Source organism: Pseudomonas entomophila (assembly GCF_013523125.1).
GTDB classification, from domain to species: domain Bacteria; phylum Pseudomonadota; class Gammaproteobacteria; order Pseudomonadales; family Pseudomonadaceae; genus Aquipseudomonas; species Aquipseudomonas entomophila_B.
This window is the reverse complement of sequence record NZ_JAAMQJ010000035.1, coordinates 40,312-54,344: the sequence shown is the minus strand read 5'-3', so window position 1 is coordinate 54,344 and position 14,033 is coordinate 40,312. Positions and strand designations below refer to the sequence as shown.

21 protein-coding genes and 1 pseudogene are annotated in these 14,033 nt (G+C 58.7%); 2 read left to right on the top strand and 20 right to left on the bottom strand.

Going from position 1 to position 14,033, the window contains the following annotated elements:
• The 20 genes and pseudogenes from G7007_RS16870 to G7007_RS16780 form a co-directional block, all read right to left on the bottom strand.
• The coding region (locus G7007_RS16870) for an IS110 family transposase (protein ID WP_181103439.1) at window positions 1–728 on the bottom strand (728 nt) is incomplete at its 3' end.
• Between the two features lie 235 nt (window positions 729–963).
• Window positions 964–2,292, bottom strand: a complete 1,329-nt coding sequence (locus G7007_RS16865; RefSeq protein ID WP_181103437.1) for a phage terminase large subunit family protein — start codon at window positions 2,290–2,292, stop codon at window positions 964–966.
• Window positions 2,267–2,743 carry a DUF2280 domain-containing protein gene (locus G7007_RS16860; protein WP_181103436.1) on the bottom strand — a complete coding sequence of 159 codons (477 nt, stop codon included), beginning with the start codon at window positions 2,741–2,743 and terminating at the stop codon, window positions 2,267–2,269. The genes G7007_RS16865 and G7007_RS16860 overlap by 26 nt, the downstream gene beginning before the upstream one ends.
• Before the next feature lie 31 nt (window positions 2,744–2,774).
• Window positions 2,775–3,383: a putative metallopeptidase gene (locus G7007_RS16855; RefSeq protein ID WP_181103434.1), complete on the bottom strand. Its 609-nt coding sequence runs from the start codon at window positions 3,381–3,383 to the stop codon at window positions 2,775–2,777.
• 48 nt (window positions 3,384–3,431) lie between these two features.
• Window positions 3,432–3,743 (bottom strand): hypothetical protein, encoded by a 312-nt coding sequence (locus G7007_RS16850; protein WP_144938394.1) that lies wholly within the window; start codon window positions 3,741–3,743, stop codon window positions 3,432–3,434.
• A complete protein-coding gene (locus G7007_RS16845; RefSeq protein WP_181103440.1) occupies window positions 3,740–4,066 on the bottom strand; it encodes an MFS transporter in 327 nt (108 codons plus the stop codon). The genes G7007_RS16850 and G7007_RS16845 overlap by 4 nt, the downstream gene beginning before the upstream one ends.
• Window positions 4,067–4,273: 207 nt before the next feature.
• A complete protein-coding gene (locus tag G7007_RS16840; RefSeq protein ID WP_181103433.1) occupies window positions 4,274–4,783 on the bottom strand; it encodes an acyloxyacyl hydrolase in 510 nt (169 codons plus the stop codon).
• A gap of 467 nt (window positions 4,784–5,250) precedes the next feature.
• Window positions 5,251–5,934, bottom strand: coding sequence for a hypothetical protein (locus G7007_RS16835; protein ID WP_181103431.1), 684 nt, complete (start codon window positions 5,932–5,934; stop codon window positions 5,251–5,253).
• Window positions 5,931–6,089 (bottom strand): hypothetical protein, encoded by a 159-nt coding sequence (locus G7007_RS16830; protein ID WP_181103429.1) that lies wholly within the window; start codon window positions 6,087–6,089, stop codon window positions 5,931–5,933. Before G7007_RS16830 ends, G7007_RS16835 begins: the two co-directional genes overlap by 4 nt.
• Window positions 6,086–6,160, bottom strand: a pseudogene (locus tag G7007_RS22675) (recombination protein NinG); the annotation flags it as partial. The gene G7007_RS16830 and the pseudogene G7007_RS22675, both read right to left, overlap by 4 nt.
• Before the next feature lie 5 nt (window positions 6,161–6,165).
• Complete coding sequence (locus tag G7007_RS16825) at window positions 6,166–6,690, bottom strand: HNH endonuclease signature motif containing protein (RefSeq protein ID WP_181103427.1); 525 nt, start codon at window positions 6,688–6,690, stop codon at window positions 6,166–6,168.
• On the bottom strand, window positions 6,687–7,280 hold the full coding sequence (locus G7007_RS16820) for a recombination protein NinG (RefSeq protein ID WP_181103425.1): 594 nt from the start codon (window positions 7,278–7,280) through the stop codon (window positions 6,687–6,689). Before G7007_RS16820 ends, G7007_RS16825 begins: the two co-directional genes overlap by 4 nt.
• Window positions 7,271–7,570, bottom strand: coding sequence for a helix-turn-helix transcriptional regulator (locus tag G7007_RS16815; RefSeq protein WP_181103424.1), 300 nt, complete (start codon window positions 7,568–7,570; stop codon window positions 7,271–7,273). Before G7007_RS16815 ends, G7007_RS16820 begins: the two co-directional genes overlap by 10 nt.
• On the bottom strand, window positions 7,567–8,037 hold the full coding sequence (locus G7007_RS16810) for a hypothetical protein (RefSeq protein WP_181103422.1): 471 nt from the start codon (window positions 8,035–8,037) through the stop codon (window positions 7,567–7,569). The genes G7007_RS16815 and G7007_RS16810 overlap by 4 nt, the downstream gene beginning before the upstream one ends.
• A 5-nt stretch (window positions 8,038–8,042) precedes the next feature.
• Window positions 8,043–8,246 carry a hypothetical protein gene (locus tag G7007_RS16805; RefSeq protein WP_181103421.1) on the bottom strand — a complete coding sequence of 68 codons (204 nt, stop codon included), beginning with the start codon at window positions 8,244–8,246 and terminating at the stop codon, window positions 8,043–8,045.
• Window positions 8,246–9,586 carry a replicative DNA helicase gene (gene dnaB, locus G7007_RS16800; RefSeq protein ID WP_181103419.1) on the bottom strand — a complete coding sequence of 447 codons (1,341 nt, stop codon included), beginning with the start codon at window positions 9,584–9,586 and terminating at the stop codon, window positions 8,246–8,248. Before dnaB ends, G7007_RS16805 begins: the two co-directional genes overlap by 1 nt.
• A complete protein-coding gene (locus G7007_RS16795) occupies window positions 9,583–10,572 on the bottom strand; it encodes a replication protein (RefSeq protein ID WP_181103418.1) in 990 nt (329 codons plus the stop codon). Before G7007_RS16795 ends, dnaB begins: the two co-directional genes overlap by 4 nt.
• Window positions 10,573–10,658: 86 nt before the next feature.
• Window positions 10,659–10,838 carry a hypothetical protein gene (locus G7007_RS16790; RefSeq protein WP_181103416.1) on the bottom strand — a complete coding sequence of 60 codons (180 nt, stop codon included), beginning with the start codon at window positions 10,836–10,838 and terminating at the stop codon, window positions 10,659–10,661.
• A gap of 18 nt (window positions 10,839–10,856) precedes the next feature.
• Window positions 10,857–11,045 carry a hypothetical protein gene (locus G7007_RS16785; protein ID WP_004573832.1) on the bottom strand — a complete coding sequence of 63 codons (189 nt, stop codon included), beginning with the start codon at window positions 11,043–11,045 and terminating at the stop codon, window positions 10,857–10,859.
• A gap of 30 nt (window positions 11,046–11,075) precedes the next feature.
• On the bottom strand, window positions 11,076–11,291 hold the full coding sequence (locus G7007_RS16780; RefSeq protein WP_181103415.1) for a helix-turn-helix transcriptional regulator: 216 nt from the start codon (window positions 11,289–11,291) through the stop codon (window positions 11,076–11,078).
• A gap of 103 nt (window positions 11,292–11,394) precedes the next feature.
• On the opposite strand from G7007_RS16780, the gene G7007_RS16775 reads away from it, so the two are divergent.
• Together G7007_RS16775 and G7007_RS16770 are read left to right on the top strand one after the other, a co-directional pair.
• A complete protein-coding gene (locus G7007_RS16775; protein ID WP_181103413.1) occupies window positions 11,395–12,201 on the top strand; it encodes an XRE family transcriptional regulator in 807 nt (268 codons plus the stop codon).
• Between the two features lie 57 nt (window positions 12,202–12,258).
• The gene (locus tag G7007_RS16770; protein ID WP_181103411.1) at window positions 12,259–13,956 is read left to right on the top strand and encodes an ATP-dependent nuclease; all 1,698 of its coding nucleotides are present in this window, start codon (window positions 12,259–12,261) and stop codon (window positions 13,954–13,956) included.
• The last annotated feature ends 77 nt before the right edge of the window (window positions 13,957–14,033 follow it).

The following is a 14,033-nucleotide window of genomic DNA, read 5'->3' as shown; positions in this document are numbered from 1 at the left end:
CGTTCTTTTTTCTTGCCCGACTGAGCTACCCGCAAGTCCATTCCTAGAAAAGCGATGAAGGCATCAGCACTCTTGAACTCACCTCGTTGGTAGGTGGCGACCAAACGCGCAGCGGTGAGAAAACCAATACCTTCAACTTTCATGCACCGCCTAACTAGCGGCATCAGTCCTGCCTGCTCCAGCAGTTTCTTGATCATGTTTTCGATGAGGTCTTCAATGCGCTTCATCGAACTGAGCTGGGACTTTAAAAGGCCCTTGAGCAGCGGCTCGCCTTCCCAGCTCAGCTTTAGCGCTGTACGCGTCTGGACGAGCATCGCGCGTCTGCGAAACAGGCTGACAAGGTTGCGATAGAGCGTCGAAGGCGGGACCCAGGGGCTAAGGTTAGCGTTCTCGTTTTTGAGGTAACGAGCCAGTACCCTGGCATCGATCGGGTCTGTCTTGGCTCGTGAACCAATACCTTTTCGGTAGTGACTCAGGGCATAACCATCCATCAAGTAAAGAGTATGTCCTGCTTCATGAACCATATCGGCGAACAGCAGGTGATAGACATTGGTGGCCTCGATTGCAATCGAGACGTTGCCGGGCAATGCCTTGATCCATTGCTTGATGGCCGTCTTATTGTTGGCAATGGTGCTCAACTGTCCGGAGCTGTCTTCGTAAATGACGAGCTCAGCCTTAGCAACATCGACGCCTATGATCGTGCTGTGTTCGGATGCTGGCATTGCCATGGGCGCGTCTCCAGGGGTAAGGTCTAAGGGCTTGAAGGGCCACCCAGAGGCGCAGGCTTGTACTTTCGTCGGTCAAAACCGGAAGCATTCCTTATCGGCGCTTGGGTGAAGGGAGGAGGGGCGAAATCTCCCACGGTCTGTACTGCGCGAACAGTCAGAAGCGGATCTAGTCCCTCCTCCTCCCTTCAAGTCCTACCATACAAGTCGTAGTCTGGATGGGTAGATTGAACAGGCATTACGCCAAACCTCCGATGCGGCGGGTGCCGGCCGACTGGCTCTTGATGGGGTACCGCTTGGCGATGAAGTAGCCGGCGGCGTCGTTCATATGGTCGTGACCCTTCTTCGGGTCCTTGTCCGGCACGCCGTTCTTGTCGTAGGTCTGCCGCTCCAGGCACTGGGTAAGCATGGGGCACTGGTCGATGTTGACCTTCAGGCGCCGCTCACCGTAGGTGTTGAGGAACATGGCGTTGACCGCGTTGACTCGATCCTTCACGCCGGGGTTCTGCGAGTCGACCACCACGGTGAAGCCTGCCTTCTTCAGCAGGGAGATGTCCGACTCGCTGGCGTTCTTGCTGCTAGTGTTCTGACCGCTGGCGTCCGGGTAGACCGAGACGCCATGACCTGGGAGCTGGGCCTTGATCTTCTCGATCATCTCTGGCGTGTCGCGCACCGTGTGGAACTCGTGGAGCGCCAGCGGCAGGCCGTCGCGCATGACGTACACCACCGCGCTCATCTTCATCACGTTGAAGTCCATGCCGATGTGCAGCGTCTCGCCCGGCTTGATGCGCTCGCTGGTACTGCACTCGTTGCGGTCGAAGGTGTAGTAGACGACCCCCGCGTAGTTCTCGAACCCGGCCTCGTATTCCTGGCGGAACGTGCGTGGGTCCATCTTGCGCCGGGCCGCGTCCAGCTCCTCGGCCGGAACGTTGCCGCCCTGCAGCGAGGTGTACTGCCAGCTCTTGTGGTCAGGCTCGCCGCCGGGTTGGCCGTCGCGGTAGGTGTCATAGCAGTGGTTGAAGCCCTTGGGCGTGCCGATCCGCAGCGCATGACCGCCCTTTCTCGACTCCCCCGTCTGAGGGATCGTGTACTGGCAGGTCGAGAGCATCGGGCGCAGCACTTCCTCCCATGCCGCCCATGGGCAGTCGGCCCACTCGTCCACCAGGACGAAGAACAGGCCGGAGCCGCGCAGGTTGTCGTAGTTGTCCAGCCCCACCACGCGCATGATGTGGCCGGACTTGAGCGTGATCGAGCATTCGGTCTCGTTCGGCCGTGCCGCGCGCCAGGCTTCCGGGATGGCCTGCTTCAAGCGGCGCCAGAACACGCGCTTGGCCTGCTTGAACGTCGGTGCGCCATACCAGATCTCGTCCTCGACGCTGACGCCCCACTCAGCCGCCAAGCGCGCCGCACGGCGCATCTCTGCCTTGCCGAGGAAGGTCTTGCCAAAGCGTCGGCCGCATACCGCGTCCCGGAAGCGGGCCTGGGGCTGGAACCCCCACACGTAGATGTTCGCCTGCTTCGGCGTCAGCTTCACCGGCGGGTCATAGGTACGGGGTAGTCGGGACATTCTCGTCTGGCTCCAGCGTGTACTCAGCAACGGCGTGCTGCTGGTCCGCCTGGGAACCCAGGGGCTTGTCAGGTTCGATCTTGCGGTTGACATACATGTCGCCGCATTCCTTGGCGGCCTGCTCGTACAGCTGGGCAGTCAACGCCAGGTTGCGCATGCTCTCGGCCTTCTCAGCCATGCGGCCAAGGCCACGGAGGCGGTAGGCTCGATTGGCGATCGGGATGTCCGCTGTCTCTTCGCGGAAGCGCTTGCGGCTCTCATGGAACAGGTCAGTCCATTTCTGCGCCAGGCCGCGCCCGGCGTACTTGGTCGGGTCGTGTCCTTCGCACACCTGGCGGCTGACCTCCAGGCCGAATTCCTTCTTGACGGCCTCCACCACCTGAGACGGTGTATCGAAGCAGGCCAGAGCCTGAACAATGAAGGCTTTGACCTCGCTTCGTAGTGTTGCCATAGGGTATTCGCTCGTCAGGACCTGTCAGGACTCAGGCCGACTTGAGCAGGCAGGTTCCGCAGGCCCTCGCAATGTTGATCTTAGCCACCTCGGGCGGCCGGCTTGCAGCGTCGATCAGCTGCTGTACGTCGTTGCTCGCACCGTAGCGGCGGACTACACCGATGAACTCCTCGACGTCGTGCCCACGCATCTCCAGCTTGGGCATGCCGTCTTGGGTGAACTTGGGTGCGCCGTACTGATCGACCGCCTGGGTGATGTGGTACAGCTCATGCTCGACCAGGGCGCAGAACTCGGCCTCGCTGCACTGGGCGCAGTAGTCACCCGCCAGGGTGATCAGGAACTCAGGCTCGTCGCCAAACCAGGCGCGCATCTGCTGCTCCTGCCTCGCTTTCTGCCATCCGCCTGCGCGAATCATCAGCTGTTCGGCCTGACCCAACACACTGCGACCCTTCTTGTTGAACGACGAGGAAGCCCACAGCACACCGATGTTGGCGTCGATCAGATGACCATGCTCTGGGTTGTGAATGCTTCCGGTGTCGGCAAGAACCTCTCGCTGTATCCACTCCCACACCTCGGGTGCCGGGCGCAGTGTGAGGAATGGCAACTCGAGCAGTTCGGCCGGCGGCATCGGTCTGCTCATGCTCACTCCCGCGCCACGAAACGGCGCATGTCGATTTTGTGGCGCGGATCAGTTCGGCCGCTTGCAGATGTCGCAGTCCAGGCGCCGACAGATCCAGCGCTTCACACGCGGCCAGTAGGTCAGCATGAACATGTGCCGGAGACCGGCCAGGAACAGGGCGACGTGCATCGTGACCCCGGCGGTGTTGGGGGTGAAGAACATCCGGTCCGACCGGGCCAGGATGGCGTAGCCGCTCAGGGCGATGACCGCGTACAGGAACTTGCCGATCACACCGTCGCGCACCTTCCCGCTGAAGATCGACCACACCGCCCAGGAGGCGATGCCCCCAGCAGCGAACGCGTTCACGTATTCGAGCATCATGGGTTAGGCCCTCCGAACTTGGACCTGATGACAGACCAGAGATCAGCGGCCTTGATGGCGCGGGTGATGGCGGCGATCAGCGATCCGCCGAAGGTGCCCAGCAGGAAACCGACGCCGGCGACACTGCGCGGCTCGGTGATGCCGAAGTAGGCGCTCACCATACCGGTGAGGTAATGGGCGCAGGCCATGCCAGTGAGCAGGAACAGCACCCAGGCCTTCCGGTCGAGCAAGTCGTCCTTGTGCCAGCGGGTGGCAACTAATGCCCCAAGCAGTCCTGCAATAGCCAGGTCCGCTTTTTCGAGCATGCGGTGAAAAAAATCCATGCTCGACCTCTCGCTGGGCATGAAAAAGCCCCGCATAGTGGCGAGGCTTGGAATGAGTGGAGATGCCAGCCCTGTCAGGTTGGTGTCGTGGCGTTTCTCTCCACCGCTATGCTGACTATTACCCCTACGCGTCTCAGCTGGGCTTTGATCATCTCCAAAACTGAAAAGCCCGGCACTAGACCGGGCTTCAAGCGATTTGCGGCGATGTCAGATGCGGTGGCTGTAGAACAGCGAAAACGACTCGATCCCATCGTTTGGCTGCTTGATGCTAGCGTTCGAATAGTGGATAGCGCGGATGCCTACCTTCTGGCTATCACCGAATTTAAGACCGGCGCCGATGCGGTCCTCGAAGTTGAAAGCCGAGCCGAACTCTTGGTCCCCAGCCGACGTGCCGGAGAAGACAGCAACCCCGATACCCGCCTCGATGAATGGTTTCACATCGCCACTGCCGAACTCATAGACAAATACGGGTGCGAACGACAACGAGTGTGAGCCGCCCGAAGCGTCTCCAGCTTCCCAGTAGGTATACCCAGCATCCCAATAGCCAGTGAGCCTACCAGTGCTGGTTTCAAACCAGCTCTTGTCCCAGCCAAACCCCACTGCTGCACGAGCCGTAAGCCCGCCTTGACTGGTTGCGCCGATGGCCCCGGAAAGCTCAGCGGCTTGAGCGCCCACAGCTAGCAGGGAAAGCGTTACGGCAGCGACGATCTTTTTCATGATTGCAGACGTCCTAGTGATTGTTAGTGACCTATCTGAACAATATACCCATAAAAAATTCGCCTCACAAAATCTCAACTCCGAATTACAGGCGCGCTAACCAGTATCTCTGTATGACGAAGCCTTGATTAGGTGTGCGGTCTCTCCCGCCGTCCGCCGCAGGCAGGTCCAGCGCCAACGCCCATATGCATTGGTCTCGCTCTCCCAACCTCAGGCTGATCCGCATGCAAGCGGCTGATCGCCTGGGCTGCCGGTGTTTTTCACGTCGCGGCACTACCGGCTTATCCGCGTCCAGGTCCCCTCTCGGGCCACCCTGGCAGTGGGTCTCTGCACAATCTCCGGGCACAAAAAAACCCGACTCGATGGCCGGGTTCTTTGGGTCACTCCTCAACGTGCGCAGGAATGACAGGATGGGCTTATATTGCGACATGGCGACATGACATTGCAAGCCCTTTTGAGGGACTCTTTCATGCCGCCTCGCTTTCCAGCACCCCCACCGCCTCCAGCATGTGCTGAGCCTCGACCAGAGCCTCGTTCACCAGCCCCTCCAGTGAGCCGCGGATGGCCTTGTTCCAGCGCTGATAGGTGCGCTCGGTCAGACCCTGATCATCCCAAGTGGTCATGTCGTAGTTCGACGCGGCCAGCACGATCATCTCGCCCGGACGCTCCTCGGCCACTGCCTTGGCGTGGGCGTTGGCCCGCTCCACGGCCCGCTGGGCGGCCTGATTCCGCCAGGCCCAGCGATCATCGCCCTTGTCGCACTCACGCACCTCGGCTGGCTTGACCTGGGCTGCTGCCCGTTGCACGCCCTTTCGCTGCTCGGGCACCGCCCACACCATTACGGCCTGCTGGGTGAACCGCTTGGGCGCAGGCGTTGGCACGACAGGCACCAGCGCGCAGATGGCTTGGAGCTTGCGCCCCTTGTGCGTGCTGTACTTAGCCAGCAGCGCGTGCCATTGCCTGGGACTGAGCTGTGCGTGGAGCATCTTGTGCACGATGCAGTCTGCCAGCAGTGCCGCTTCTTTGCCGGTGATCTCCCCTTTCAGCTTGCTGGTCTGCACCCGGGGTTCGACACTGCACCCGCCGGCGCTGTTGATGGTCTCGGCCGCCAGGGCTCGGACTACGGCGGAAATCACGTTCTGGTATTTCATGCATCACCCCCGGTACGACGAGCCTTGCGCTCCATGAATTCCTGATAGCTGGCGGCGCGGGCCTTGCGGGCGGCGATGCCAAGCCCGACCAGTACCGTGCCGACGGAAGCCGTGAGCATCACGGCCAGTGCGAACCATGCCCATTGAATGCTCATGCTGCTTTCCTCTTGAGGTCTCGTAGTTTCTGGCGGTACAGGGCCTTGATGGCCTGCAGGTCTTCGATGGTGTGGCTCATAACGTGCAGCCCTCATGCAGGATTCGCTTCGCAGCCACGTAGGCTTGGTGGGCCTCCTGCTCGGTCATGAATGCGCCAAGGCTTCGCTGCTTCCCGTCGACGCTTATTGCCGACCTCCAAGGTGCGGACCTGCCCCGCTTATTGGCATACACACCCAAGAGACTGCTGGATCGCTTGTTGCTTTGCGGCTTGCGAATGTTTTGTTGGTTCTTCTGTCTGCTCGCCTCGCGGAGATTTGAGAATCTGTCGTTGGTCTGGTCGCCGTCGATGTGGTCAATTTCAAGCTCCGACCATTTCCCAGTCATCCACAGCCAGGCCAGCCGGTAACCAAGATAGAGACGACCATCTAGTCGGATCAGCGCCCTACCATCCTTGCGCCTGCGGCCGCCAGCGAGGTCGCCAGCCCGATGAATGATCACCGATCCTTTGAAGCCGCCCCGGCTTTCGCCAATCCAGTAGAACTTTCCAGTTGCCGGCTCATACCTGACAAGCTCGCGCAGGCGTTCTGCAGTCAACTTCATGCTGCGATCCTCCATTTCTCGATCCGGCGACACTTCTTGAGGAAGATCGTCTTGATCCGCTTCAGGTATGGGATGTCGTGACGGACGATGTCGCTGTTGCACTCCAACCAATCAACCCTGGCCTGGCCGATCTTCTGGATGAGCGCAGGCCGGTAAGCCATGATGTTGCCGCTCAGGAAGTTGTTGCAGGCACTGCAGGACTTGTTCATGTTCCAGAGGTTGAACCGCAAATGAGGGGCGGCGCCGACACTGCGGAAATGCGAGCAGTGCCATTGCCCCTGCCACGACGCTGGCTTGTCACAGCTGACACACCCGAGATGAGCGTCACGGAGGCGCACGTAGCGGTTGATTGCCGCCTGGGCCTCCCTTGCGTACTCGGCTCGCGTCTTCAGCTTCTCACGGCGCTCCTGAAGGTCCTGGCGCGCCTGCTTGGTGATGGCCTTGGCCGCGACCTTCTGGAGCTTCGAATCCTTAGAGATGGCGATGGCGCAGGCCACGCTGCACACCTTCTGGGTGCTCATGGTGGGATTGAAGCGCTGGCCGCAGCCCGGGGCGCGGCACTTCTTCGGCTTGGGATCGGCTACGCGCATGGCTCGGCCTCATTTGCCGCGATGATTCCTGCAGCAACTGCCTTTGCGACCAGCTCGGTGCGGTTGGTAGCTTTAAGGTGCAGTCGCGCATCCGCCATTCTGTTAGTGACCGTTCCGGGCGAGATTCCCAGCTCTCTGGCGATCTGTTTGCCACTTTTGCCGGTCGCTGCCAAGACAACGCACTGGAGGCCGCGCCGCGTCAGGCCATGCCCATACAGGCAGATCCATCCCGGCACAGTGAAGACGCCTTCGTCTTTGTTTCGCTTGAGATTCGCTTCTTGGCTCTTCATGCCGCCACCTCACTCACCAGGTCGCCGAAGAAAACGCCCTTGGCCGTGAACTCAGCCAGAATGCGATCGGTGTAGGCCACGCCCTGGGCGCGGTTGAACAGACTGGTCACAGGCATGCCATCAGGCCCGAAGAGCTTGCAGCCACCCATGGCCGCCAGCTTCTCCTCATAGGTCAGGTGGCGCATGACCCGGTACCAAGCCCGCTGAAACTCCTCGTCTTCGTTCAGCAGGATATGCACGCCGATGTGCAGCTTGCAGTAGCGCCGGGCGTCGGCCGCGTCGCCGATCTGGGTCATCTCCGCGATGCGCTTGTAGAACCCGAACCACAGCGCGTTCTGGTCTAGGGTGCGGTCCTTGCCTGGGCGCAGGCTGACCACCACGAACTTCTTATCGCGGAACATGCTGGTCAGCTTGCTGATGGCTTCGGAGAGCTTGGTGGTGCTGTTGACGCTGATACGGTCAGCCATCAGTTTTACTCCTTGCCAACGGCTGGCTTGCGCTGGGAATCGAGGTCATTCAACAAGCCGAGCATGGCTGCGGACCAGTCAGGGATGCCCTGGCGCAGCGCAGACACCGACTCTACCCATGCCTGGAGTTGCTCGGCGTCACCGGCAGTAGTCGGACGCAGGGCAACCTCTGCCTCAAGCAGGCGCCTCATCTCGGCTTTCGTAGTCATCAGAAATTCACCTGCACCACGTTTTCCTGGCTGGATCTGGTGGCCAGTGGCAGGAATCGGGAGCGGTCGCCTTGGAAGGCGGTTGGCACCATGCCAATCTCACCATCTCGGTTCTTGCGGATCAGGATTTCGCCGATGCCCTTGTCCTGGGTGTTCGGGTGGTACACCTCATCCCGGTACACGAACATCACGATGTCGGCGTCCTGCTCGATCGCGCCAGATTCGCGCAGGTCGCTCAACACCGGACGCTTGTCCGGACGGGCTTCACAGCCACGGTTGAGCTGAGACAGGACGATCACCGGGCAGCCCAGCTCACGCGCCAGCAGCTTGATCTGCCGCGACATGGCGGTGACGTCTTCGGTGCGGCCCTTGCCCTCACCTTCCATCAAGCCCAGGTAGTCGATGACGACCAGCCCCAGCCCGCCCATGCGGTGAGCCTGGCGCCGGGCGATGGAGCGAATGCGCGGCATGGTCATGGTTGGCACGTCCGACACGCAGATCGGGGCTTCGCGCAGCGTGCGCACCGCAAGGTTCAGCTCGGTGGTGTAGTCAGCTGCGCACACACCGGTCTTGAGCGACGGCAGCGGGATGCCGCCAACGGCTGCAATCAGGCGGTCCATGAGCTGGGTCTTGCTCATCTCCAGGCTGATCACCAGCACCGGCTTGCGCTGCTTGATTCCCACGTCTGCCGCGACGTTCATCGCCAGGGTGGTCTTGCCCATTGCTGGACGGCCCGCAACTACGATCATCTGCCCAGGCTTGAGTCCCAGCGTGTAGCTGTCCAGATCGGGGATGCCTGTGCTCAGGCCATCCATGACGATCCCCTGCTCGAAGCGGTCCAAGCGCTCCTGCAGGATCTCGACGTGCTCAGCCAGGATGTCGCCGATCATCTGGCACTCGCCGTCCTTGCCCGCGCCGTCCAGGCCCAGCACGATGGACTGGGCGAGCGAGATCTTGTCTTCGATGTCAGCCTGCTCGTGGGCGACTTCGCTGATCCGTTCGGCGGCCGCGGCCAGCTGTCGGCAGATGGCGCGCTCGCGGATGATCTGGGCGTAGCTCTTGGCGTTCGCCACGCTTGGCGTGTTGGCCTGGATCTCGCCGGCATAGGCCAGGGTGCGAGTACCGTTGGACAGCTCGGCGCGGCGATCGCTCAGGGTGATCACGTCAACCGGCTGGCCGTCGGTGTGCAGCTCCAAAATCAGGCGGTACAGGTCGGCGTTGTCTTCCCAGGCAAAGGCGTCAGCGGCCAGGTCGTCGGACAGGACGTCGATCAGGTGCGGCTGGCGAAGCATGGCGCCCAGTACGCCGTGTTCGGCTTCGAGGCTATGGAGTTCGATCACTGCGCGGCCTCCGAGATCTCGCGGAAGACGGCGCGGCTGACCAGGGCCTCCAGGCGCGGTATGACGTTCGCGCCCCGGAAGAACACCTGGCTGCGGTTGTTGGCCTTCTGGAAGAACCCGAGCCAGAAGCCCTGCCCGCTCTGGTGGGCCGGGGACTCGTTCCAGCGCTCGGCGATCATGCTGCGCAGCACGCGGTCACTGGCGACGGTCACGGCTGGAAGGTTCGGGCAAACGCGGTGGTACAGCTCAATGATCTTGTCGACCGGAACGCCTGCCTCGCTGGCGCCATTCGGGTTGCGCTTGAACTCACGGCCCAGCCAGTTGACCAGGAAGCGGCGCCAGTTCTTCTTCGGCTTGCTGCCGCTGGCCCAGGCCGCTGCTCGCTTGATCTCGGCCTCGACATCCATCGGGGCGTAGGCTGCTGCCCACTTGTTGATCAGGTCGGTGGAGACGTGGAATTCTTCGCCGTTGAACGAAACCTGGCTGGCTTCAGGCTGGGCGGGTTCTGCCCCCTGGGGGGCTGTAATCTGTTCCGTAGGAACAGTTACAAGGGGTTTTTCTTTCGTATAAAGATGGGAGTCGTCGGAAATTGGTAGTTTCGTGACGCTGGCGAGACTACCAATTTTGGTAATTTCGACTGATTTTGGTTGAGTCGATTTGTCTTTCTTCGGCTCTTGATAAACCCACTCTGCAGGATCGCAGATGCCGATATCACCACGGCTGCCACCCACCCGATACAGGACGCGACGGGCCAGCAGGCTGCTGATGGCGCGTGAAGCGTGTGCAGCCAGCATGTTGGTCTTCTTGGCGATCTCTTCGGCGGTGATGCGGCGCTCCTGCAGCTGAAAGCCGACAGTGAGGCGAGTGATGGCGTGCAGGGTCTTGAACTCAGCTGGCGACAGGTGCACGGCCGCCAGTGCTTCCATCAGCTGGTTGTCCATCCGGGTAAACCCCCCGGTATTGCGCAGTGGGACGATATTTGTCATGATCGGTCTCGTTGATTTGTTGTTGAAAAAGCCACCCTTGCCCGGTGGTTTTTTTGTGCCCGCTTTTCGGGCTATTCAGGGCCTATTCAGGCCTTGCGCTGAAACGGCTGAACCGTCCCCCTCGCGTTTCGAGGTTTCGTCCGGCTGGCCAGCTCTCGATCAATCAGCTCGGCTGCAAGCGCTTCCGGGGTGATACCCCTCTTCCGCGCTTCTCGCTCGAGCACATCCATCGATCCCTGGTCCAAGCCGAATTGTTCGGTCGGCATAGGGCCTCCTCGCGGCCTTCAGGCTGCGGTCTGATCGCCTGTATTCTCCGAAGCCAGCGCGGCCAACTGCGCCTCCAACAGCTCGCGGCACAGCACGGCACGCTGCGTGCGGTGGTACGCGGCCAAGGCCTGAATCAAGTTGAAAGTGTCCTCATCAACCCTGACCTTGATCTCGCGGTCATGCAGGTGCTTGGGATTGGCGTACATGCGGGGGTGGCTCCTTGCTGTTGAAGTTGATTAGGCAGCTGCTTTTTCTGGCGGGAACGCATCGTCGAGCGCACATCGGGCGCCCAACTCGTTCAGCGCTTCGACTATCTGGCGCGCCTCTTGTAGGCCTGGATTTCTAAGGCCGGATTCGTAATTAGCCAGACGAGACTGGTTCCAGCCGAGCTGACGGCGCAGCGCTGCCTGGGTCACGCCAGCCCTTTCGCGGATCATTCGGACTTGGTTCATACGGTCTTCCTCCATTGATGCTCAAAGGATAAACACGCATCGTGTTAATTGCAATCACAATAAGTGAAAGCCGGGTATTTCGTTTCGTGATGAAATTCCGCGCATGAATGAATCATTGAGTCAGCGCCTAAAGCGCTTGAGAAAGGCCTCCGGCATGTCGCAGGCACAGCTGGCCGAGGCCTGCGGATGGAAGTCCCAGTCCCGCGTGGGCAACTACGAAGTCGGCACTCGCGAACCGACATTGGCGGATATCGCGGCTATTGCATCGGCGCTTGGCGTGGACCAATCGGAATTGCTTTTGAATTCCCCGCAACCCGATAGCGGCCCCGCGCCCGTGCTAAGCACTGCTGACCTGGTTAAGCAAATGCTCGCGAAGAGCGGAAAGAAGATTCCGCAGGAAGCGCGTCAGCGCCTCCTTGCTGCAGCAGAGGACCCAGCCGTCACAAGCATGATCCCATCTGGCGTAACCCGCCCAGGTCAAGTCGGTGACGAGGTATGGATCGCTCATTACGACGTGCGAGCCGCTATGGGTGGCGGGCAGGTGGCGCATGACTTCCCGGAGATGCTCCAAGATGTACGGGTGAGCCCCAAGCACCTGCGAGAGATTGGGGTGGAGTTCGCCGAGCACTTCCACCTCAAGCTGGTTACCGGCTGGGGCCAGTCCATGGCGCCTACGATCAAGCACCGGGACCCGCTCCTGGTCGACGTCAGCATCCGGGAGTTTGTAGGGGATGGGATTTATCTGCTCTCGCATGGGGACATGCTCTACATCAAACGACTACAGATCGCCGATGAGGAGCACTTTGAGATGATTTCGGACAACTCCAACCACAAGGATCGGACGATCCGAAGGGATGACACGTATATTCAAGCTCGTGTTTTGTTAGTGTGGAATGCTCACCTCGTGTGACATCGAATAAAAGCTAGATGACACAGTAGATGTTCGACCCAATTAAAGGGATTGGAATTGGCAAAGATCACCCCAACAAAGCTCCGCCAAATACACATTAAGAAGTTTCGCGGCTTAAACGATATAACCATCGATATAGCCAATCGAATAACTTTGATTTGCGGAAAAAATGGCACATCTAAATCGTCCATTCTAGGTATTGCCGCCCAGGTCTTCAGCTTCCGAAAGGACTACGCTTCTGACGAAGACATTGCATTCAAGACACTTACCGGCGACAACTTCAAATCACAAATATCTGAACATTTTAGACTATCGAAGATATTTGACATCTCCGGCTCAATGGATACCATCATTAAGATCTATGATGGTTATACGAAAACCGATGCAGAATTCAGCTTGAAGCTGTACAACTCTGCAGACCGCCCCCAACCCAGACCCGTTGTAAGGGGAAATACAACAGCCCCAGGAATAAATACGAGCCGAAACGCTACGCACCCAGTTATCTACTTAAGCCTCAAACGGCTCATACCCATTTCGTTTCGTGAGAAATATACGGCCCATAGCCTGCAGTACCTGCACGACCACGAAAAAGATTTTATTCGAGAAACACAGGCTATACTGGGTAAATTCAATACTACGAGATTAACCGCTACAGCAGGAACGTTGCACTCAGCGGTCGCACATAGCGATGAGTACGATCAAGATTCCGTATCCGCAGGAGAAGACAATATCGGTCAACTTTTGATGGCTGTGTTCTCATTCCGTAAGCTCAAGGAAGAATATCCTAATTATAAAGGCGGATTACTGCTCATAGACGAGGCAGATGCTGGTCTTTTCCCAGCCGCTCAGATAGAACTGCTCAGGTTCCTGAACAGGGAATGCAAGAGACTTGATCTTCAAGTGGTTATGACCTCACACTCGCCTACGATGATCGAATTAATCCATGAGTCTAACCAGCGCGAACAGTCAGACAATAAGACCGTCTATCTTACAGACAGCTACGGCCCCATATCGATCAGAACCAATTTTAGTTGGCCCGAGATCTATGCAGATCTTCATCAGGAAACACGAGCACTTAATGAGGAGATCTCTTTCCCTGTCGTAAACATATATTTCGAAGACAGGGAGTGCGCAGACCTTTATTCAGCAATAATTACTTCTAGACCCATAAATAGGATTACTAATAAGCTAAAAGACATTGCACTTGGATGCGATGAATACAAAAAACTCATTGATCGAAAAGTCCCAGAATTCACATCCAAAGGCATCATAATTTTAGACGGCGACGTGGATGGAGTCGATCATCTCCCGAGCGTCATAAAGCTTCCATCAATATTACCGCCAGACCAGATGATATTTGAAATGCTTCTCAACACCCCAGCTGAGGACCGATTCTGGACAAATAAAAACATGTACACCAGGCAGGTTTTTCTAAAGTCAGCACGCGGCATCATAGAAGCACTAGAACTCCCTATTCATGAAAAATCGATAACTCTATCAGATTACATCCAACAGTACTCGAAGAACAAAAAAGCTAACCAGCGTCCGCTCCGAGAACTTTTCAAGGACTTTGCCCACGACTCGCATTTCTGCAGAGTTGTAAACGGCCCCGTCGGATTTAACCCGTATCGCATATGGGTGAAGCGGAACGAGCAAGCGGCGAACGAATTTCGTGAAGCTGTGGTTCGGACCTTGAAAAGCACGCTGGTCAAGGGCTTTGGATTAGACGCCGCTAAGGTCTCCGTCTTAGGATGACCGCCCGTCCCTCTGATGCCTCTAAGGAGGCTGGCCAAGTATACTGCCGGCCGCTAAACTGGGCCGACAAGCTCCGT

Bases quoted from the DNA above. Each gene is read 5' to 3' on its own strand.
- G7007_RS16865 (WP_181103437.1), bottom strand. From the start codon at position 2,292: ATGTCCCGACTACCCCGTACCTATGACCCGCCGGTGAAGCTGACGCCG.
- G7007_RS16860 (WP_181103436.1), bottom strand. From the start codon at position 2,743: ATGGCAACACTACGAAGCGAGGTCAAAGCCTTCATTGTTCAGGCTCTG.
- G7007_RS16855 (WP_181103434.1), bottom strand. From the start codon at position 3,383: ATGAGCAGACCGATGCCGCCGGCCGAACTGCTCGAGTTGCCATTCCTC.
- G7007_RS16850 (WP_144938394.1), bottom strand. From the start codon at position 3,743: ATGATGCTCGAATACGTGAACGCGTTCGCTGCTGGGGGCATCGCCTCC.
- G7007_RS16845 (WP_181103440.1), bottom strand. From the start codon at position 4,066: ATGGATTTTTTTCACCGCATGCTCGAAAAAGCGGACCTGGCTATTGCA.
- G7007_RS16840 (WP_181103433.1), bottom strand. From the start codon at position 4,783: ATGAAAAAGATCGTCGCTGCCGTAACGCTTTCCCTGCTAGCTGTGGGC.
- G7007_RS16835 (WP_181103431.1), bottom strand. From the start codon at position 5,934: ATGAAATACCAGAACGTGATTTCCGCCGTAGTCCGAGCCCTGGCGGCC.
- G7007_RS16830 (WP_181103429.1), bottom strand. From the start codon at position 6,089: ATGAGCATTCAATGGGCATGGTTCGCACTGGCCGTGATGCTCACGGCT.
- G7007_RS16825 (WP_181103427.1), bottom strand. From the start codon at position 6,690: ATGAAGTTGACTGCAGAACGCCTGCGCGAGCTTGTCAGGTATGAGCCG.
- G7007_RS16820 (WP_181103425.1), bottom strand. From the start codon at position 7,280: ATGCGCGTAGCCGATCCCAAGCCGAAGAAGTGCCGCGCCCCGGGCTGC.
- G7007_RS16815 (WP_181103424.1), bottom strand. From the start codon at position 7,570: ATGAAGAGCCAAGAAGCGAATCTCAAGCGAAACAAAGACGAAGGCGTC.
- G7007_RS16810 (WP_181103422.1), bottom strand. From the start codon at position 8,037: ATGGCTGACCGTATCAGCGTCAACAGCACCACCAAGCTCTCCGAAGCC.
- G7007_RS16805 (WP_181103421.1), bottom strand. From the start codon at position 8,246: ATGACTACGAAAGCCGAGATGAGGCGCCTGCTTGAGGCAGAGGTTGCC.
- G7007_RS16795 (WP_181103418.1), bottom strand. From the start codon at position 10,572: ATGACAAATATCGTCCCACTGCGCAATACCGGGGGGTTTACCCGGATG.
- G7007_RS16790 (WP_181103416.1), bottom strand. From the start codon at position 10,838: ATGCCGACCGAACAATTCGGCTTGGACCAGGGATCGATGGATGTGCTC.
- G7007_RS16785 (WP_004573832.1), bottom strand. From the start codon at position 11,045: ATGTACGCCAATCCCAAGCACCTGCATGACCGCGAGATCAAGGTCAGG.
- G7007_RS16780 (WP_181103415.1), bottom strand. From the start codon at position 11,291: ATGAACCAAGTCCGAATGATCCGCGAAAGGGCTGGCGTGACCCAGGCA.
- G7007_RS16775 (WP_181103413.1), top strand. From the start codon at position 11,395: ATGAATGAATCATTGAGTCAGCGCCTAAAGCGCTTGAGAAAGGCCTCC.